At 36.6% G+C, this 20,072-nt stretch carries 22 protein-coding genes; 12 read left to right on the forward strand and 10 right to left on the reverse strand.

The window, feature by feature from the left end; translation table 11 throughout:
* The first annotated feature begins 132 nt into the window (after positions 1-132).
* The 8 genes from pgi (at position 133) to C7D53_RS19290 (ending at position 7,817) form a co-directional block, all read left to right on the forward strand.
* Positions 133-1,773: a glucose-6-phosphate isomerase gene (gene pgi / locus C7D53_RS19255; protein ID WP_106918028.1), complete on the forward strand. Its 1,641-nt coding sequence runs from the start codon at positions 133-135 to the stop codon at positions 1,771-1,773.
* 3 nt (positions 1,774-1,776) lie between these two features.
* Entirely contained in the window at positions 1,777-2,601 is an 825-nt protein-coding gene (locus C7D53_RS19260) for a class I SAM-dependent methyltransferase (RefSeq protein WP_106918029.1), read from the forward strand.
* A gap of 27 nt (positions 2,602-2,628) precedes the next feature.
* Positions 2,629-3,513 (forward strand): bifunctional 5,10-methylenetetrahydrofolate dehydrogenase/5,10-methenyltetrahydrofolate cyclohydrolase, encoded by an 885-nt coding sequence (locus tag C7D53_RS19265; protein WP_076357031.1) that lies wholly within the window; start codon positions 2,629-2,631, stop codon positions 3,511-3,513.
* Positions 3,514-3,520: 7 nt separating this feature from the next.
* Positions 3,521-4,150, forward strand: a complete 630-nt coding sequence (locus C7D53_RS19270; protein ID WP_106918030.1) for a 7-carboxy-7-deazaguanine synthase QueE — start codon at positions 3,521-3,523, stop codon at positions 4,148-4,150.
* Positions 4,151-4,193: 43 nt separating this feature from the next.
* Positions 4,194-5,564 carry an exopolysaccharide biosynthesis polyprenyl glycosylphosphotransferase gene (locus tag C7D53_RS19275; RefSeq protein WP_106918031.1) on the forward strand — a complete coding sequence of 457 codons (1,371 nt, stop codon included), beginning with the start codon at positions 4,194-4,196 and terminating at the stop codon, positions 5,562-5,564.
* Between the two features lie 96 nt (positions 5,565-5,660).
* Positions 5,661-6,413: an MlaE family ABC transporter permease gene (locus tag C7D53_RS19280; RefSeq protein WP_076357037.1), complete on the forward strand. Its 753-nt coding sequence runs from the start codon at positions 5,661-5,663 to the stop codon at positions 6,411-6,413.
* Entirely contained in the window at positions 6,413-7,222 is an 810-nt protein-coding gene (locus C7D53_RS19285) for an ABC transporter ATP-binding protein (protein WP_106918032.1), read from the forward strand. Before C7D53_RS19280 ends, C7D53_RS19285 begins: the two co-directional genes overlap by 1 nt.
* Positions 7,206-7,817, forward strand: coding sequence for an outer membrane beta-barrel protein (locus tag C7D53_RS19290; protein WP_106918033.1), 612 nt, complete (start codon positions 7,206-7,208; stop codon positions 7,815-7,817). Before C7D53_RS19285 ends, C7D53_RS19290 begins: the two co-directional genes overlap by 17 nt.
* Positions 7,818-7,854: 37 nt before the next feature.
* Here the strand turns inward: C7D53_RS19290 and C7D53_RS19295 are convergent, their stop codons facing one another.
* Together C7D53_RS19295 and C7D53_RS19300 are read right to left on the reverse strand one after the other, a co-directional pair.
* On the reverse strand, positions 7,855-8,166 hold the full coding sequence (locus C7D53_RS19295) for a hypothetical protein (RefSeq protein ID WP_076357043.1): 312 nt from the start codon (positions 8,164-8,166) through the stop codon (positions 7,855-7,857).
* A gap of 87 nt (positions 8,167-8,253) precedes the next feature.
* Positions 8,254-9,060, reverse strand: a complete 807-nt coding sequence (locus C7D53_RS19300) for a M48 family metallopeptidase (RefSeq protein WP_076357045.1) — start codon at positions 9,058-9,060, stop codon at positions 8,254-8,256.
* A 106-nt stretch (positions 9,061-9,166) separates the two neighbouring features.
* Here C7D53_RS19300 and C7D53_RS19305 point away from each other — a divergent pair, with 106 nt between their 5' ends.
* Entirely contained in the window at positions 9,167-9,715 is a 549-nt protein-coding gene (locus C7D53_RS19305; protein ID WP_106918034.1) for a DUF4251 domain-containing protein, read from the forward strand.
* On the opposite strand, the gene meaB is transcribed toward C7D53_RS19305, so the two are convergent.
* Positions 9,712-10,704, reverse strand: a complete 993-nt coding sequence (meaB, locus tag C7D53_RS19310) for a methylmalonyl Co-A mutase-associated GTPase MeaB (protein WP_106918035.1) — start codon at positions 10,702-10,704, stop codon at positions 9,712-9,714. The two genes, C7D53_RS19305 and meaB, sit on opposite strands and share 4 nt — an antisense overlap.
* Positions 10,705-10,901: 197 nt before the next feature.
* Here meaB and C7D53_RS19315 point away from each other — a divergent pair, with 197 nt between their 5' ends.
* Both C7D53_RS19315 and C7D53_RS19320 read left to right on the forward strand, forming a co-directional pair.
* A complete protein-coding gene (locus tag C7D53_RS19315) occupies positions 10,902-11,195 on the forward strand; it encodes a c-type cytochrome (RefSeq protein WP_106918036.1) in 294 nt (97 codons plus the stop codon).
* A gap of 21 nt (positions 11,196-11,216) precedes the next feature.
* The gene (locus C7D53_RS19320) at positions 11,217-11,504 is read left to right on the forward strand and encodes a c-type cytochrome (RefSeq protein ID WP_106918105.1); all 288 of its coding nucleotides are present in this window, start codon (positions 11,217-11,219) and stop codon (positions 11,502-11,504) included.
* 39 nt (positions 11,505-11,543) lie between these two features.
* Here the strand turns inward: C7D53_RS19320 and C7D53_RS19325 are convergent, their stop codons facing one another.
* The 5 genes from C7D53_RS19325 to C7D53_RS19345 form a co-directional block, all read right to left on the reverse strand.
* On the reverse strand, positions 11,544-12,053 hold the full coding sequence (locus tag C7D53_RS19325) for a tetratricopeptide repeat protein (protein ID WP_106918037.1): 510 nt from the start codon (positions 12,051-12,053) through the stop codon (positions 11,544-11,546).
* On the reverse strand, positions 12,040-12,738 hold the full coding sequence (prfH, locus tag C7D53_RS19330; protein WP_106918038.1) for a peptide chain release factor H: 699 nt from the start codon (positions 12,736-12,738) through the stop codon (positions 12,040-12,042). The genes C7D53_RS19325 and prfH overlap by 14 nt, the downstream gene beginning before the upstream one ends.
* Before the next feature lie 2 nt (positions 12,739-12,740).
* The gene (locus tag C7D53_RS19335; protein ID WP_106918039.1) at positions 12,741-13,286 is read right to left on the reverse strand and encodes a nucleotidyltransferase domain-containing protein; all 546 of its coding nucleotides are present in this window, start codon (positions 13,284-13,286) and stop codon (positions 12,741-12,743) included.
* 84 nt (positions 13,287-13,370) lie between these two features.
* The gene (locus tag C7D53_RS19340) at positions 13,371-14,762 is read right to left on the reverse strand and encodes an RtcB family protein (protein ID WP_106918040.1); all 1,392 of its coding nucleotides are present in this window, start codon (positions 14,760-14,762) and stop codon (positions 13,371-13,373) included.
* 166 nt (positions 14,763-14,928) lie between these two features.
* Positions 14,929-15,525: a hypothetical protein gene (locus C7D53_RS19345; RefSeq protein WP_106918041.1), complete on the reverse strand. Its 597-nt coding sequence runs from the start codon at positions 15,523-15,525 to the stop codon at positions 14,929-14,931.
* Between the two features lie 434 nt (positions 15,526-15,959).
* Here C7D53_RS19345 and C7D53_RS19350 point away from each other — a divergent pair, with 434 nt between their 5' ends.
* Positions 15,960-16,802: a hypothetical protein gene (locus C7D53_RS19350; protein WP_106918042.1), complete on the forward strand. Its 843-nt coding sequence runs from the start codon at positions 15,960-15,962 to the stop codon at positions 16,800-16,802.
* Between the two features lie 40 nt (positions 16,803-16,842).
* Here C7D53_RS19350 and C7D53_RS19355 read toward each other — a convergent pair whose 3' ends face one another.
* Entirely contained in the window at positions 16,843-17,826 is a 984-nt protein-coding gene (locus C7D53_RS19355; protein ID WP_106918043.1) for a M28 family peptidase, read from the reverse strand.
* Positions 17,827-17,872: 46 nt separating this feature from the next.
* A complete protein-coding gene (gene scpA, locus C7D53_RS19360; RefSeq protein WP_106918044.1) occupies positions 17,873-19,993 on the reverse strand; it encodes a methylmalonyl-CoA mutase in 2,121 nt (706 codons plus the stop codon).
* Positions 19,994-20,072: the final 79 nt, after the last annotated feature.

Raw genomic sequence — 20,072 nt, forward strand, 5'->3', positions numbered from 1 at the left:
GTTATTTATCATCTTCAAATTTATTTGAGGTTTTATTTTTCCTTAAATTTGCAGATCAGAAATAAAGCGTTATGGATTTCTAGTAAATTTTGATCCTTGCCATTATTTTCTGAATCAAATAATTCTCTAAGCATGCTATCAAAAATAAATCCTATACAAACCAACAGCTGGAAAGCCCTTGACGAACATTTCGCATCAACAGATTTAGACTTAAGAAGTCTCTTCCAGTATAACCCTAACCGTTTTGAAGAATTCTCTTTACAAAAGGACAATTTTCTTTTTGATTATTCTAAAAACCTAATCGATTCCAAAACAAAGGCTCTTTTATTACAATTGGCAGAAGAATGCCAGTTAAAGGATGCCATTTCCAAAATGTTTTCTGGTGATAAAATCAATGAAACAGAGGGAAGAGCAGTGCTGCATACTGCTTTGAGAGATTTTTCTGACCGTGAAATTCTTGTGGATGGGGAAAATATCAAGCCACAAATCAAAAGTGTTCTTGATCATATGAAATCATTTTCTGAAGAAATCATTTCAGGAAATCACAAAGGATTCAGCGGAAAAGAGATCACAGATGTAGTCAACATCGGAATTGGAGGTTCAGATTTGGGACCTGTAATGGTTTGTTCGGCTTTGAAGCATTTCAAAACAAGATTAAATGTTCACTTTGTTTCCAATGTGGACGGAAATCATATTGCAGAGGTTGTTAAAAACCTAAATCCTGAAACCACTTTATTTATCATCGCCTCCAAGACATTTACAACTCAGGAGACCATGACAAATGCAAATTCAGCAAAAGACTGGTTTCTTCAAGCTGGAAAACAAGAAGATGTCGCTAAACACTTTGTAGCCTTATCCACTAATATTGAAGCAGTTAAAGGCTTCGGAATTGCAGAAGAAAATATTTTTGAATTCTGGGACTGGGTTGGTGGAAGGTACTCTCTTTGGAGTGCTATCGGGCTAAGTATTGTATTAGCAGTAGGATATGAAAATTTTGAACAACTACTAAGAGGTGCGTTTGATACAGATCAGCACTTCCAGACTGAAGACTTCTCGGAAAACGTTCCCGTTTTAATGGGGCTTTTAGGAATTTGGTATCGTAACTTCTATGCAGCAACAAGCTATGCAATTCTTCCCTACTCTCAATATTTAGATAGATTTGCAGCTTACCTTCAACAGGGAGATATGGAAAGCAATGGAAAATGTGTAGATAGAAATGGTGAATTTGTAGAATACGAAACAGGCCCAATCATTTGGGGAGAACCAGGTACTAATGGACAACACGCATTTTACCAACTGATTCATCAGGGTACAGAATTGATTCCTGCAGACTTTATTGCGTATGCGAAAAGCTGTAATGAAGTTTCTGACCATCAGGATAAATTATTAGCCAACTTTTTTGCTCAGACTGAAGCACTTGCCTTTGGAAAATCTGAAGAAGAAGTTGAGGAAGAACTTACAAATGCAGGAAAATCTGATGAAGAAATCGACAGATTATTAAACTATAAGGTCTTCCACGGAAACACTCCTACCAACTCAATGATATTCAAAGAATTAACTCCTTTTTCATTAGGACAATTAATTGCTATGTATGAGCATAAAATATTTGTTCAGGGTGTTATCTGGAATATCTTTAGCTTTGACCAGTTTGGGGTGGAGCTAGGAAAGGTTTTAGCCAACAAAATCTTACCGGAACTTGAAAGCAAGGAAGCGGTAAGCTCTCACGACAGCTCTACCAATGGATTGATTAATTACTATAAAGGAAACAAATAGCAGATGTCTGCATTAAGATCATATTATTATAAACTGCCGCCCGGACTTCGACTTTTAGGAAGAAAAATTTATTATTTTCCTATAGATCTTTATGAAGGACTTACCGGCAAAAGAGCTAAAAATGAACCTAAAAAAGGTGATATCTATGTGGGAAGCAGTGACTTTATCCCTCATGGAATTCGCCAGATGAACGTTCTGAAAAAATATGTCGCTCTTAAAAACACAGATCATGTTCTGGATGTAGGATGCGGAATAGGAAGAACAGCCGTTGCCCTATCCGGATTCATTGATAAAGGAACTTATGATGGCTTTGATGCTGTGGAGAAAGGAATTAAGTGGTGTGACAAGCACATCCATCAAAAATATCCGAACTTCAATTTTAAGTTTACGCCTATTTATAATGACCTGTACAATACTTTCAGTCAAAAAGCTGAAAGCTTTACATTTCCTTATGACAATGCTCAATTTGACAAGGCGTTTCTATTCTCAGTATTTACGCATATGCAAATCCCTGAGATCAAGCAGTACCTGAATGAAATCAGCAGGGTATTAAAAGGTAACGGACAATGTCTGGCTACTTTTTTTCTGTATGATGAATCTAAAACCGAAAGAGGCAGCATGAGTTTCCCACATCAGTATGATGGATACAGGCTGATGGACGATAAGGTAACGGCTGCAAATATTGCAGTAAGCATTCCCCTACTGAACCAAATGGCTCATGATGCAGGCTTGAAAGTAGCCACCATACAAGGAGGATTCTGGAGAAATGATATAGCAAAAGAAAACGCCGACGAGTTTCAGGATATTGTGGTATTCGAAAAAATCTAAATCTAAATAAAAGTAAAAAAAGTAAAAATGGCAGAAATTCTTGACGGACTTAAAGTATCCAAGGAAATAAAAGCAGAGATCAAGGTTGAAGTGGAGAAGATCCTTGCAAGCAAAAGAAGAGCACCCCATTTGGTGGCTATTCTTGTAGGAAATAATGGTGCTAGCAAGGCCTATGTAAATGCGAAGGTAAAAGATTGTGAGGAAGTAGGATTTCAATCCAGCTTAATTAAATTCCCAAGCACTGTTTCTGAATCTGAATTATTGGAGAAAATTGACGAACTAAACAAATCTAAATCTGTAGATGGGTTTATTGTTCAGTTGCCTCTACCGGATCAGGTTGATCAGGAAAAAATCATTAATGCTATTGATCCAAGAAAAGATGTGGATGGATTTCACCCTGAAAACTTCGGAAAAATGGCATTGGAAATGGATACATTCTTACCGGCTACTCCTTTCGGAATCTTAACATTATTGGAAAGATATAATATTGAGACGAAAGGAAAAGATTGTGTAATTATTGGAAGAAGTAAAATTGTAGGAAGACCAATGAGTATCCTGATGGGAAGAAAAGATTTCCCGGGAAACTCTACCGTAACACTTACCCACTCTTACACTAAAGACATCGAAGAATATACTAAAAAAGCTGACATTGTGATTACTGCTTTGGGAGATCCTCACTTTTTGAAAGGTGAAATGATTAAAGAAGGAGCTGTAATTGTTGATGTAGGTATTACAAGAGTAGATAATGATTCTCCTAAAGGATATTACCTTGCTGGTGACGTAGATTTTGATAGCTGCGCAGCAAAGGCAAGCTGGATTACACCGGTTCCCGGAGGAGTAGGCCCAATGACAAGAGCAATGTTGATGAAAAACACCATTATTGCTTATAAAACTTCGGTCTATAACGACTAATTTTAAAATGAATAAAGAACAAGATATTTTATTAAAAGAAGGTAAAATGCTCCCTGTAATGGAGCATTTTTACACTTTACAAGGAGAAGGAGCACACACCGGAAAAGCCGCTTACTTTATCAGGTTAGGTGGTTGTGACGTAGGGTGCCACTGGTGTGATGTAAAGGAAAGCTGGGACCCTGAACTTCATCCGCTAATGGATGCAGCAGAAATTGCAGAAACAGCAGCTAAACATTGTAAAACAATAGTTCTTACTGGAGGAGAACCTCTAACCTGGAATCTTGAAATACTAACATCCAAATTAAAAGAACTTGGATGCACCATTCATATTGAAACTTCAGGAGCCTATCCTATGAGCGGACATTTGGATTGGATCACCCTTTCGCCAAAGAAAACAGGGCTGCCAAAAGAAGAAATTTATCAAAAGGCAAACGAGCTTAAAGTGATCGTTTTCAACAATCATGACTTTGAATTTGCACAGGAACAGGCAGCAAAAGTTTCCGAAAACTGTAAGCTTTATCTTCAAAGCGAATGGAGTAAACGAGATGATATGTATCCTAAGATTACGGATTTCATTCTGGAGCATCCGGAATGGCAGGCATCAGTTCAGACACATAAATATCTGAATATCCCTTAAAAATACGTACATTAGCTAGCCGTATCCGATATAACCCCGATAGATGCAGAGAATTCGATACTCTAGATACCTGAAATCGATCATCATTTTGCTTGACCTTATGGTTATTGCATCTATCTTTATATTCTTTTTTATAAGCAGAAACGAAGATTTAAAGTATCATAAGGAAACCTGGTATCAGAACGCTTTTTCGTTGATTTTGATATTTTTGTTCTGGGTGTTATTAAGCGGTAGAACAAAAATATACAATATCCCGAGGAACCTTACCTATACCCTATTTCTGGAACGCCTTTTAATTCATTTTATATCTTTTATACTTGGTGTTCTGCTTATCGGAAAGGTAAGTAAAAATGTATTCTTCAATTCGGATATTTATTGGTTGTCTTTCTATTTGTTTGCATTTATCTTTTTGGCAAAATCACTTATTTATTTTTCCATTAAGTATTTCAGGTCTTTAGGAGCTAACTACAGAAATGTAATGTTTTTAGGAGATAATGATTCTACTGAGATCCTGAAGAATATATTTAAAGACCGTAAAGACTATGGATACAAAATGTTTGAATATAATAGTAAAGATATCAATGCAGGTGAACTAGTTGACTTTTGGAAAAGCAATGGAATTCATACCTTATTTTTATCTACAGAAAACTCCTACACCGAAGAGGCAGAGTCTAAAATATTCAAACTGGCAGAGGAAAACAAGGTTCATATTTCCTTGATACCAAGCATCAAACAAAGTGATTTCTTCTTGTATGATCTTGGATATATACAGACCCAGCCCGTTCTTAATCAGGCAAGATATCCACTGGACTATTATTCCAACTTCCTGATGAAAAGAGCATTTGATATTGTTTTTTCAATCATTGTATTAATTACTATTTGCTCATGGGTATTTCCGATTATAGCCATATTAATTAAGACAACATCCAAAGGACCTGTTTTTTTCCTTCAAAAAAGATATGGTTTCCATGAGGAAGTATTTAACTGTATCAAATTCAGAACCATGGTGGTAAATGACGAATCTACCACCCAGACCACCAAAGAAAATGATTCAAGAATTACCACAATAGGTAAATTTTTACGGAAAACAAGTCTTGATGAGCTTCCACAATTCCTGAATGTATTAAAGGGAGAAATGTCTGTTGTAGGACCACGGCCTCATATGCTGGCTGTAGATAATTACTACAAACCAAAAATCGGCAGATATAGTTTAAGGAGCATGGTAAGCCCCGGAATTACAGGTCTGGCACAGGTAAATGGGCTGCGTGGGGATTCCGGCAATGTAGAAGTAGAAATGAAAAAAAGAATTCTGGCCGATGCATTTTATGTAAGAAACTGGAGTTTTGTACTGGATATGGTCATTATTTTAAAAACCGTTTTACTAGTCATTGGCGGTGATAAAAACGCAAAATAAAGATGAACTTAGGGTGAGGATAATTTTAACATTTTCTAGGCTTTTGTCTTCACTTCAACCGTAGCCTAATTCAATAAAAAAGTCTAATTTAGCAGTATGTTAAAAAAGTTTTTCACAGCAGTAGGGGAATATATGATCCTTCTAGGAAAATCCCTGCAGAAACCCCAGAAAATGAAAGTTTTTTGGAAGCTGTTCATGAGAGAAATTAATGATTTGGGAGTAAATTCTTTCGGACTTGTCATCTTCACGTCTATATTCGTAGGAGCAGTTGTAGCCATTCAAATGTTTAATAACTTTGATGCATCTTCTTTTCCTATTCCTCCCGCATTCGTAGGATATGCCACAAAAGCAGTACTTATTCTGGAATTTGCCCCTACTATTATCAGCTTAATTTTGGCCGGTAAAGTAGGTTCCTATATTGCCTCCAGTATTGGAACAATGAGGGTTTCTGAACAGATTGATGCCTTGGATATTATGGGAGTAAATTCACCCAACTTTTTGATATTTCCAAAAATCATCGCTTGTATGCTTTTCAATCCTCTTCTTATCGCTATCAGTATTGTATTTGGTATTGGCGGTGGATATATTGCAGGGCTTTTAACAGGAAACTGGACTCCTAACGATTATATTACTGGTATTCAGATGTATATGCCTAATATTTTTATTTATTATGCATTTACTAAAACCACTGTTTTTGCATTTATTATTGCAACGGTGCCTTCTTACTTCGGATATTTTGTAAAAGGAGGATCCCTTGAAGTAGGTAGAGCCAGTACCCAGGCCGTGGTATGGACAATGGTATTTATTATCATTTCTGAATTAATTTTAACCCAATTAATATTAAGCTAATGATTGAGGTAAAGGATCTTAAGAAAAGTTTTGATGATGTTGAAGTACTTAAGGGAATTTCAACTTCATTTGATAAAGGAAAAGTAAACTTAATCATTGGGCAGAGTGGTTCCGGAAAAACAGTTTTTCTTAAAAGTTTATTGAATGTTTATATGCCATCATCAGGAGAAATCTTGTTTGACGGTAGAGATGTAAATACGATGAACAGAGAAGAGAAACAACATCTCCGATCAGAAATTGGAACCGTATTCCAGGGAAGTGCTTTGTTTGACTCATTAACGGTAGAGGAAAATATTATGTTCCCGCTGGATATGTTCACCAATCTTACCTACAGAGAAAAGAAGAAAAGAGTTTTCGAAGTAATAGGAAGAGTTCACCTTGACAAGGCCGACAAAAAGTATCCCTCTGAGATCTCAGGAGGAATGCAAAAAAGAGTTGCCATTGCAAGAGCAATTGTGAACAATCCTAAATATTTATTCTGTGATGAACCCAATTCAGGTCTTGACCCTTATACCTCTAAGGTAATTGATGATCTTCTTTATGAAATCACCAAAGAATACAATACCACAACCATCATCAATACCCACGATATGAACTCTGTAATGACGATTGGCGAGAAAATTGTATACCTAAGACTTGGAATCAAGGAATGGGAAGGTAATAAGGATATCCTGATTACTGCAGGCAATAAAAATCTGATTGATTTCGTTTATTCTTCAGAACTGTTTAAAGAGCTGAGAGAATACTTACTTGAGAATAATAAAACGATTGAAAATACAAAAATAGACGATAATGAAAAAGGTACTTAGTATAGCATTAGTAGGGTTTTCAATGTGGGCTTCTGCACAGATATCACTGGCAGCTAAAGCTAACTTAATATTTCCTACAGGCTCACCATCATGGTCAAACATTAAAGGAACCGTGAATGATGCTATTGAAGGAACAGGAAAAAACAATGTAGGATTCAATGCAGGACTTTCCTTAAAAGTAGGGTTACCTACTGCATTCTTTTTAATGCCGGAAATTTACTATACTCACTTCAAAAATGAGTTTACTACAGAGAACACTACTTTTGATGTTAAAAGCAACCGTATTGATGTTCCTGTTCTTTTAGGATATAATGTTTTGGGTAATATGTTGGGGGTTTTCGTAGGACCTGTCGGAAGCTTTAATCTAAGCAAAGACAATACCTACAATGACTTCAAGGAAAATGCTAAAAATAATTTTACAGTTGGCTACCAATTCGGGGCACAGCTTGAAATCAAAAAGCTTATTGTGAATGCAAAATATGAAGGGGCATTCAGTAAGGATGAAAGAAATTTCATCAATAAGGTTTCCGGTTCTGAGATCAGATACGACAACAGACCCAACTTATTTATGGTAGGTTTAGGATATAAATTTTAATCAACGATTGAAAATAACAACTTAAAATCCTCAAATTTTATATTTGAGGATTTTTATTTTGGTTTTCAAGCTCCGCCTGGCGTTTTGCAATTTCTGCAGCCTGCTTTTCAAGTTCTTCTTTTTCTTTTTGAAGCTGCTTAAACTCTTTTTTCTTTTGTTCTGCCTTCATCGCACTTCCTTTGCTCAGGTATCCTACCATTCCTCCAATGATTAATCCTATTCCGACACCGGCCATCATACCCATGATATGAGAGATTTTAATCTGTTCAACAGCAAAATCTGTGGTAAGATAAAAAAGTAAAGCAGAAACTGCTAAGAGGATAAGTCCGGTAATTGATAAACTCTTCATAATATTGTGTTTAGGTGGTTACATTAAAAAAGCCTTACCAAATTTACTAAAAATTTAATAAGGCTCTACTCAAGATTAAAATTCTAATTACATTTTTCCTCCTGCAGCCTTATAATATTCTAAAGCTTTTGGTAAATCTTTATTGATATCCGAGATTCTTGTCTCAGGATTCGGGTGAGTGGATAAAAACTCAGGTTGTCTTGCTCCTGAAGAAGCACCTTCCATTCTGTTCCAGAAAGGGATAGCTGCTCTTGGGTCATATCCGGCCATAGACATCAGGTAAAGTCCCATTTCATCAGCTTCAGACTCCTGTCCTCTTCCATACTTCAATAAGGCTACCTGAGAACCAATAGGATATACTTTCTGGAAAACGTTTGCCCATTGTGCATTTGAAATTGCTCCGCCAAGAATAGCTCCTCCGTACTGAGCCATCATAGCTTGAGAAATTCTTTCGTTTCCATGTCCTGCCAATGCGTGCGAAACTTCATGTCCCATTACCACAGCAAGTCCGTTGTCATCCTTTGTAACTGGCAGGATTCCTGTATAAACAGCTACCTTACCTCCAGGCATACACCATGCATTCAACTCATTGCTTTGCAGAAGATTAAATTCCCAACTATAGCTGGCAAGATCTGCTGATCTTCCTATATTTTGATAATATCTTTCTGCAGCATTTTTTATTCTGTTTCCTACATTTACCACTCTCTTAGCATCTGATGTTCCGGTAATTACTTTACCTTTAGACAATGTCGTTTTGTATTCTTGTGCAGACATTGTTAAAATTTCTGAATTATTGGCCAGCTGTAAAGATGACCTCCCTGTAATAGGGTTGGTCGTACAAGCTGTGATCGACAGAGCGATTGCTCCAATTCCAAATAGATGTGTAACTTTCATAGTTTGAGTGTTAATAATTCAACCTTAACAATTTTTATTCCAAAATATTGAAGATGGAATATATTTGCATACATTTTGCTGTTTAAATGTAATAATTATATTTATTATGAAAAAGTATATTTCTCTTCTGATGATCTTTGGGTTTCTGTTCTTCTTTCAGAGCTGTGCCTCACAGGGTTCATCAGATCCAAAAATAGTAAATACGCTGGTGGATTCTCAGGAGTTTACTTTCCATGCACAAAGGGCTAATCCAACGAATTATGATGTAATAAACGTAATGAATTCGCTGCCGAACACCACCTCTACCAGAATGTTGAATCTGGATGGAGACTACACCATTGATGTAACGAAAAGTACCGTGGAGGTAGTATTGCCTTACTTTGGAAGATTATTTAACCCAACTTACGGAAATACAGACAATAACAGCTACAGGTTTACATCAAAAGACTTCTCTATTAATAAATCTCAAAATAAAAAAGGCACGTGGCTGTTTAGAATCAAACCTAACGATGTAAAAACGGTGGATGAAATCAATATTGAAATCTTTAAAAACGGTAAAGCATTCGTTTCTATAAGAAGTAATGACAGACAACCAATCACTTATGACGGGTATGTTTCTAAAAGTGAAGTAAAACAGGAAAAGCAAAAACTTTAATCCCTGTTTTCACTCAATAAAAATTTTTCAACAAATAATTTTGCTTCAGTACTTGGATTAGAAACCATCTCTGAAGCATTTTTTTTATGCATAAGGTAAGCCTCTTCTACTGCATTGCTTTTTTTCATCAGAGATAAAATATATTCCTGCACCCAATATTCAAAGCGTTTCTCTGCCTGCTGGGTACGAATTTCCTCGAAGCGTCCTGCATTTTTTTTCAAGTCAATAAATTCGGAGATCTTATCATAGATTTCCTGTAGACCCTCATTATGCAGAGCTGATCCCAATAAAACAGGAATTTTCCATCCTTTCTCTTTTGGTGGGATAAAATCTAATGCTCTTTTTAACTCCAGCCTTGTATTTTTTGCTTTTTGAAAATTATCCTGATCTACTTTATTAATGAAAATAACGTCTACCATTTCCATAATACCGCGTTTTATGCCCTGAAGCTCATCTCCACCTCCAATAATTTTAAGAAATAGAAAAACATCGGTAATATCAGCAACCAAAACTTCTGACTGTCCCACTCCAACGGTTTCAATCAAAATATAATCATAACCTGCTGCTTCACAGATCATCATGGTTTCAAAAGTAGTATTGGCAACCCCTCCTAAAAATCCCGAGCTTGGGGACGGACGGATGAAAGCGTTTTCTTCTTTGGCTAACTCTTCCATTCGGGTTTTATCTCCCAAAATACTTCCTTTATTAATGGAAGAACTGGGATCAATAGCAAGAACGGCTACTTTTTTACCCTGGGCAATAGCCAGTCTCCCGAAGCTTTCAATAAAGGTGGATTTTCCGGCACCCGGAACTCCTGTAACTCCTACTCTTATTGACTTTCCTGTAAAGGGCATAATTCTTTTCAGAAGTTCCTCTGCCTGTATTCTGTGCTCTGCCTTTTTACTTTCAACTAAGGTAATTGCTTTTGCAATCAGGCGTTTGTTTCCTGATTGTATTCCCTCAATTAATTCTTCTGTAGAAAATTTCATTGATTCAAAAATAATAATTAAAAAGTGAATGGTCAAGAGTTCGGTACCAATGTCTAAACAAAAGGTTGATTATGGGTCAATTCACATTTTATTATTCACACTATTTTAATTTTTATTTCTTCTAAATTAAAACTAGAACCCACTGTATCAAAGGGTTCCGGAATTTATTACATTTGTTATCTATCAAAATAAGAAACATGAAAAAACTCATTGCTGCGGCATCATTCACTGCTATCCTTTTAGTTTCCTGTACTCCGAAAGCTTCAACCTCTACTGCTGTTACAGGAAGTGCTGCTTCTACGGCTGAAGAGATTGCTCAGGGGAAAACTATTTTTGAGAATTCTTGTGGAAAGTGCCATAAACTCCCGGATCCTACGTCACACAATTCTGTACAATGGGTGGGAATTATGAATGCAATGGCTCCTAAGGCAAAACTTACGGATGATCAGCACAAGTGGGTTTATGATTATATTGTTTCTGTAAAGAAGTAATCACCAAACAAAAATATGGGTATGAAAAAGTTAATCTTAAGCGGCATTGCAGCATCAGCATTTCTGGTGTCTTGTGGTCCAAAAAGTACGGCTGTAACAGGGCCGAAGTATACCTCATCTGAACAGTTGGCTCAGGGAAAAACAATCTTTGAAAATTCCTGTGCAAAATGTCACAAACTGCCAGAACCTACAAAGCACGATAATCAGGGATGGATTAATACTTTAAGCAGAATGGCTCCCAAGGCTAAGCTTAATGATGATCAGCATCAAATGGTATATGATTATCTGATCTCTGTCAATAAAAAATAAGCTTTCCATTGAAAGCTTATTTTTTTAATTATACATTGATTAAACAGTTGTCTTTTTTCGTGTTCTTGGTGTAGGCATCTTACCTTTCACCAGCTTTTCTCTATCTTCTAATATTTCTAGAGAGCTCCTGCAATAGCTGAACTTTCTGGCTTCTTTAAGTTCCTCCAGAGCTTGTTTATATTCACCTTTTCTTTCCATTAAGAGAGATTTACAGTTTAGAATCTCCGATTTATCAATACCTTTCATTCTCAAAGCATATCCAATCAATTTTTCTGCTTCTTCATAATCTTCATTGCTTAAAAGGCATTCGATGTAATATCTGGGTGTATTCACGTTTCCAATGTTGCTTTGCATAGCTTCTTCGAAATATTTCTTCCCGGTTTCATAGTCCTTTAAAACCTCAGAATACACTCTACCCATCAGGCACAGGCTATCTGCATCTTCAGGTTCGTAGGAAAGGGCGTAATTCAGGGCATCCAGACACTCAGCCATATTATAAGGAAAATAGTCCAGAGCTTCAAAATAGTATTTATTTTTAGTTAAGGTCATTGCTGTAATTTTTTAATTCAATTTTAAGGATATTCCTTTGTCTTTTATAGGATTTATCCTGATAATTTTTCTTAAAATCTGTTCCGGTAAATGTACGGACAGGGTTTCCGCGCTGAACTTGGAGATTAAGACTCCAAGTATCTTTCATTTTATCTTCCAGTTGTTGAATATAGACTCCCATTACCTTTTCTTTTAATCTGATAATGGAAAGTTTTTTATTTTCCAATTGTGATCTTGAATCCTGCACAAATACAGACTGTTTACTTGGAAAGTGAGTGGCCCTGACGGCAGTATTCACTTTATTGACATTCTGCCCTCCGCTTCCCTGGCTTCTGGCTGTCTGAAATTTGACATCTCTTTCCTTAAAGTCTATGGTTTTTAGATTTTCCAATTCGAAAATACCAATGAACCAGTTGCTTCTTTTATGCAGTTTTCTGAATGTACTTTTACCTATCCAACAAATACTTCCCAGCCATGTTTTTAAGAATTCTTTTATCTCTTTTCCTTTTAAAAGCACGGTTACGGATTTCAATGTCAGATTTTCATCACCGTTTTCCCGATGAATGATTTCATATTCTATATTATTTTCTTTTACTTCTTCAAGAAAGGTCTTCAGAACCTTGGAAACTACCCACTGACACTCTAAAGGCCCTCTTCCTGAAGTTATTTGTATTAATTTTTCCATTGTTATTTCGGCATTTTGCTTAGTAAGAAATGTCCCACCGGATCAATTCCCTTTTGTATTAAATCTTTTGCAGCCATTACTGCCCAGCATTTATCACTGGAGTGGATATTTTTGTAGAATGAAAGCAAAACATTAGGTTCCACAACAGTAAATCCATTGGCTATTACCGTTTCTAGATTATCTTTTTCAAAAAAATCAATGGTTATTCTATGGAATTTATCATTTTCCCATTCTACTGTTTTTTCATATCTGCGAAAATTTTCTTCACTTGGCAGATGATCATAACGTGTCCAGACTTTCTGAAATCCTTCCTGCTGAAGAATCATCACAACCTCTGCTACGTTTTCTTTTCTTACAAATACATCAATATCCTTGTGATCATGTGCATGTTTATATTCTGTATGCCCTGTTTCTGACATAAAATGCCATGCCCATCCGCCGGATATGATTACTTTATCTTTTAATTTATTTAATATTTCAAGTCCGAAACGGATTCTAAATTCCGGCCAGACTTCACCATATCTTTTTATGTTATGTGGTGCGCCCATTTTTTTGATTTTTAATTGGGTGTTGAGTATTTATAGCTGCGCATTATATGTTCTCAATCCGCAACTATAAACCTCCAACTTAATTTATCTATCCATTCTCACAATTCTTGGCTGAAATGTTCCAAGAATGTCTACCAATTCACTTTGTGCATTCATCACTTCATGAATATCCTTATAGGCCATTGGTGCTTCTTCCGTATTGCCACCCATTAGGGTAACATTTTTAAGTTTCAGCTCCTTTTTTATATCATGCTCTGTGAAAAGACTCCTGCACTCACCTCTTGAGTGTGCTCTTCCAGCTCCATGTGATGCTGAGCTAAGGGATTCAGGGTTTCCTTTTCCACGAACGATAAAACCTTTTGCCGTCATGGACCCGGGAATCATTCCCAGCTCATTTTCACTGGCCGGAGTGGCTCCTTTTCTGTGAACAATCACTTCCTTTCCGTTATGGGTTTCTTTCCATGCAAAATTGTGATGGTTTTCAATTCTGGCCTTCACTCTTCCGCCAACGGCTTTCACCAATCTTCTATGAATATCATCATGACAAGCTGAAGCATAGTCTCCCGCAAGATTCATGGCCGTCCAGTATTCCAAACCAAGATGAGTACTCAAATCAAGCCAAGCAAATTGTTGTGCTTCTTTTGGTAATGGACATTGTTCAATAGCCACCCTTGAGTAATACTGGGCAATTTCTGCTCCCATACCTCTGGAACCACTGTGTGAAAGGATTCCCAGATATTTTCCTTTTGGCAAACCAATTTGCTTATCTTCTTCTGTGATTTCCACTTCTCCGAATTCAACAAAATGATTTCCCCCTCCTGAGGATCCCATCTGCTTAATGGCTTTTCCTTTTAATCTTCTAAGGATCGGGATCAAATCGAATGTGTCCCTATCGAAGATTTCATGGTCTATATGAGATTTGTATGTCTCATACATTCCAAATTTTGTATGTTCTGCAAGGGCTTTTTCATATTTATTCCTTGCACCGTTAAGATATGAAACTGGTGTATCCAAAATACTTAAGCTCATTCTGCAGCCAATATCCATCCCTACTCCATAAGGAATCACAGCATTTTCTACAGCAAGAACCCCACCTATCGGAAGGCCATAACCGCTATGAGCATCTGGCATTAAAGCTCCCTGAATGGAGATTGGCAATTTCAGAGCTGTGTACAGCTGGTTTTTAGCTTCATCTGAAATATTATTTCCGAAAACCTGAAAAGCGGCACGTTGTGAATTCAACATTCTTTTTTCTGTTTTCTTGGAAGAAAGCAAGGTTTCTGCAATCTGCCCGAAGGTTAGATCTTTCTCAAAATTCTCCGGGTGAATCAGAATTTCTTTTAAAAGAGATTTCACATAATGGATATTTTTAGTTGCAAAATTTCTCTTCATTACTTCCAAAGCTACGTTGACACTTTGGTTATTGGGATAGCCCAGTTTTAATATATCTTTTCCTTTTAGTTTTAAATTTCCCATTGTTTTTGTTTTAAATAATAGAGGAGTTATACGTCCTCAAAACACTCTGCAATCTCTGTTGCAGACATTGTGCAGGTAAAATACCTCCTGCTTTTGATAAGATTAGGATCTTCTTTTTTTGTTTTCCATGAATTTGATTTACCATCAATTGTTTTGTGGATAATTCCTACAATTTTATGGTGTCCCAGATAAGATCCAGCTCTGCATATTCTTTTTCAAGTTCAGAGTCTATGGGCTTATAATGAGTAATCATATGAGGTCTTATCCGTAGGGTAAATCTCCATGGCTCAATAAACTCGTAGTACGTTTTATAAATTTTCCGTATAGGACAATATTCTTCTTGCTTTAAAAAGTACTGTCTTTCTCTTGGGGTTAGTTCAAATTTGGGGTTACTCCAGGAGCATAAAGAAATGTTGTTGAGCTTCTGCTCTTTTTCTACATATATTTTTCTTTCGGATTTTCTTTTCTTTTTTAGAAACTGTCGGCTATCGGAATACATATAGCTATTGATTTTTTTCAAAATTCCTTCAAAAAACTCTCCATCTTCGGATCTCAATACCTCCTCTCTTACGGTGAAGAATCTTACAAATCCTTTCTGATATGGTTTTTCTAATGGAATCCATTGAACACTTCTTTTGGCTTCCCAAAGAACGTCACTACGTTGATACTTTTTTCTTATCTGTTTTATTACATCTTTTTTTATTGTTCTTTTTCTGGTTCTTACGCTTCTTAGGCGAGAGAACAGAATGTTATCATTTTCCATGTAAAACACAAGATATCAAGAACAAGACCCTAAAATGGGTTTGCCATCTATCTGTTTTATATTTCAACTAAATTACTAGTTGAGTGGTTTAATAATGATGAACGCAATAGTTTGGAGTATAAAACTTCAACTATTTTGTTCTTAAAAACACTTAAAAAGATTTCGGGGAAACGTGAGTTTGAAATATTGCGCAATAAAAAACCCGAAATCTCTACGACTTCGGGTTTTGATATTGTATTGTACTATTATTCTAAGAATGTACCAAACCGCGAAGCCTTACCACCATAAGGGGTAATCCAACTGTAGAATTCTGATTAGTTCTGAACATTGCTTCGTTGTTTTTTATTGGTTAAACTTGATTTTCAGGTGCAAATATAGAATTATTTTTTTAATCATCTATTATTTAAATCTTATTTTTGTGAAAAAAGTGTTTTATGCATAAATTTTTATTGGCCTTACTTCCATTACTTTTAATAGGTTGTAAGAAAGAGGAACCTGTAAAAAAAGAAGAGGTAAAAGTAGTAGAGAAAGGTTGTTTTTCTTCCCATTTCATGGAAAAAATTCTGGATTTGGAAGAAATGAAAACCCAGGCTAAGTTTCTCGAATCAGAGACCAAAGGAAAAGGTAGGATCGGTTTTCTTGTAGACAGTACAAAAGTAAATAATGGCTGGGATTATTCTATTTCTGTTGGATATAATGGTCCGGATCGTTTTGAAACCTATCATATTTTTCATGCATCAAGTGATCAGTGTAATACCTTAACCATTTTAGACCCTCCGTCCGGAGAATATATTTCTCTTGAGGAGTGGAGAAAAAATAAAGATACTCCTACCCCAATGGAATCTTTATTAAAAACAGGGCTTTATAGCTTACCTATTGAAAGTCTTCCTCAGGTAGATGTAAAGTTTATAGAAACAGATTTTACGGTGGAAGGTTCAGAAAAGTACAGCTGTGGAGAACCTACATTCCGATATTTTCCTTTAGCTCGATATAAGGATGTTGAACTAATTCTTGTTCCGATGGATTGCGGAGATTTTGACTACCGATATTATCTGCTTACTGTACTGAATAACAGCATCGTTGGCGAAGCCTATGTAGAAGGTATTTGGTTTGATCCCGGAAAGGAGGATAAGAAAGAGGAGTTCAGCAGCTATGAAATCAATAAAGCAGGAGAAATCATTGTAACAACAGATCATAAGATTGATGGAAATAGCCAAAAGATAACTAAAACGCATTATCAAATTATGGATGATGGTAAAATCGTTCAGAAAAAATAAAACAAAGGCTGTTTCAGAAGTTGAAACAGCCTTTGTTTTTTCACTTGAGGTGAATAATGCTTAGAAAAATAGCATCAATAACTTTTGTCATCCGTTCGATATCCAATGTTTCTAAAGTATCTGTAGATTGATGATAATTTTTGTTTCTAAAGAAGGAAGTATCGGTAATCATAAGAGCGGGGAAATCAAATTTCCAATAGTTTAAATGATCGGAATAATCTACACCACCTACAAATTTAGGCGCTGGAAATGTTTCTGTTTTTACCTGATTTGCATTTTTAAAATGATCTATAAAATTTCCAACGAATGGGCCTGCTCCGCTGAGCTTTTTCACCAAAGTAATAAAATCTCCTTTATCACCATAAATCCAGGAGAGAACCCCCATAGGGAAGTCCTGAGATCCTTTTTCATCCTTGAAATAACCGATCATTTCTACACTTACCATACCGTAAACATCCATATTGTTATCTTTTAGATATTTTGCATGGATGTAGCTGCCCATATTTTCGGTTCTGAAATAAGGTGGTTCTTCTAAGGTATAGGCCACCAGATCCACCCGATAGTTAAGCTTTTGCCCCTTAAGCATTCTTGCCAATTCCAACAGGGCTGTAACACCTGTAGCATTGTCGTCTGCTCCCTGCTGGTCACCGCAAACGTCGTAATGGCCACCTATGATAATTCTTTTTTTATTTTCTGAACCGAACGAGGTAATCACGTTTTTATATATTTTTCCGTCTACCTTATACTCCTGAAAGTTTGTACTATCACCATATGTACGAAAAGTTTGATGAATATAGTCCGCAACGGCATTCAGCTGGTCTACATTTTTATGATTTCTAAACTGTGGAGTCTGGGTAAGTGCCGTTAGATGTTTTTTGACTGATTCTACATCAGCAGGAACGGGAGATTTTTGTGCAGGTTTATCTTTTTCTCCAGAATTAAAAAGAAAAACGCCTATAAAAAATAAGCCTACAAAAAGAATCAACTTCTTCTTCGTAGGCTTTATTATATTTTTAAAATCCATAGGATAAGCTTTTAATTTCTTTACTGAAAATTAAAGCTTTTTGGGATTAGTTTTCTAAAAATCTCTCTAAAATTTCAACGGCACACTTTGGAAGATTGGTTCCGGGACCAAAAATAAAGTCAGCTCCGTTTGCATAAAGGAATTCATAATCCTGTTGTGGAATAACTCCTCCCACTACGATAGTAACGTCATCTGCTCCTAGTTTTTTCAGTTCTTCCACTACCTGAGGAACCAGTGTTTTGTGCCCTGCAGCAAGTGAAGACACTCCCAAGATATGAATATCGTTCTCTACAGCTTGTTTTGCAACTTCTTCAGGAGTTTGAAATAATGGTGCTACATCTACGTCAAATCCCATATCTGCGAATGCTGTTGCCACTACTTTAGCGCCTCTGTCATGTCCATCTTGACCCATTTTGGCTACCATGATTCTTGGGCGACGTCCTTCTTCTTCTTCAAATTTCTGAGTAAGGTTAAGGGCTTTTTCAAAGTATTCATTTTTGCCTGCATTCATAGCATATACTCCAGAGATTGTTTTAATATTTGCTTTATATCTACCGAAAGTTTCCTCCATGGCATCACTCATTTCCCCGAGGGTAACTCTTCTTCTTGCAGCCTCGATGCATAACGCCAATAGGTTTCCTTTTCCTGTTTTTGCACTTTCACGGATCTCATTTAAAATCTGCTCTACCGCTTCTCCATTTCTTTCTGCCTTTATGTTGTTCAGTCTTTCGATCTGCTTTCTACGAACTTCTGTGTTATCAATATCAAGGATCTCTATTGCATCCTGTTTTAATGATGATTTGAATGAATTCACTCCGATAATGAATTCTTCGCCGCTATCAATTTTAGCCTGTTTTTTAGCTGCGGCTTCTTCAATCCTCATCTTTGGAATCCCTGCTTCAATGGCTTTGGTCATTCCTCCTTCCTGCTCTACCTCATCAATGTACCTCATGGCTTCTTCAATCATCTGTTGGGTAAGGCTTTCTACCAGGTTACTTCCTCCCATTGGATCTACTACATCACATATTCTGCTTTCCTGCTGAAGAATGATCTGTGTATTCCTTGCAATTTTTGCTGAATAATCTGTAGGAAGTGCAATGGCTTCATCCAATGCATTGGTGTGCAGTGATTGGGTTCCTCCCAATGCGGAAGATAAGGCTTCAATGGCCGTTCTTGTGATATTATTAAAAGGCTCCTGCTCTGTCAATGACCATCCTGAGGTCTGCGAGTGGGTTCTTAGCGCAAGAGATTTTTGATTCTGTGGATTGAACTGCTTCAAAAGGGTTGCCCAGATATATCTTGCGGCACGCATTTTAGCAATTTCCATGAAATGATTCATTCCGATGGCCCAGAAAAACGATAATCTTGGAGCAAAGTCATCTACATTCATTCCTGCTTTAATTCCTGTTCTTACGTACTCTAAACCGTCTGCCAGGGTATAAGCCATTTCCAGTACGGGAGTAGCACCTGCTTCTTGCATATGGTATCCTGAAATGGAAATAGAGTTAAATTTTGGAATGTTTTGCGAAGTATATTCAAAAATATCTGCAATGATCTTCATGGATGGTGCAGGTGGATAGATGTAGGTATTTCTTACCATGAACTCTTTCAGAATATCATTTTGAATAGTTCCTGAAAGTAATTCCTGTTTCACTCCCTGTTCTTCAGCTGCTACGATATAGAAAGACAAAATAGGAAGTACAGCCCCATTCATTGTCATGGAAACTGAGATCTGATCCAGTGGTATTTCATTGAAAAGGATTTTCATATCCTCTACGGAGTCAATAGCAACTCCTGCTTTTCCTACGTCACCTACTACTCTTGCATGGTCAGAATCATATCCTCTGTGAGTAGCAAGGTCAAATGCTACTGAAAGTCCTTTTTGTCCTGCGGCAAGATTTCTTCTGTAAAAAGCATTGGATTCTTCTGCTGTGGAAAAACCGGCATACTGACGGATGGTCCATGGCTTTTGAACATACATGGTGGAATACGGCCCTCTCAGATAGGGTTCAATTCCTGGAGAAGTCTGTGTTAATGATTCATCTTTTACATCTTTTTTTTCATAAGATGATTTAAGTTCCAGCCCGTCTTTTTCAAAATTGTAAATCTCTCTTTCCAGAGGCAATACATTAAAATCAGGCTTTTTCACAGAAATTGTCTTTCGCATTCCAATAATTTTTGTCTCCGTAAAGTTAATTTTTTTGAACGAAACATGAAACTTCTGTTAACATTCAGTTTCTCTGCCG

Origin of the sequence: Chryseobacterium aurantiacum, from assembly GCF_003020585.1 — a bacterium.
Classification (GTDB): Bacteria; Bacteroidota; Bacteroidia; order Flavobacteriales; family Weeksellaceae; genus Chryseobacterium; species Chryseobacterium aurantiacum.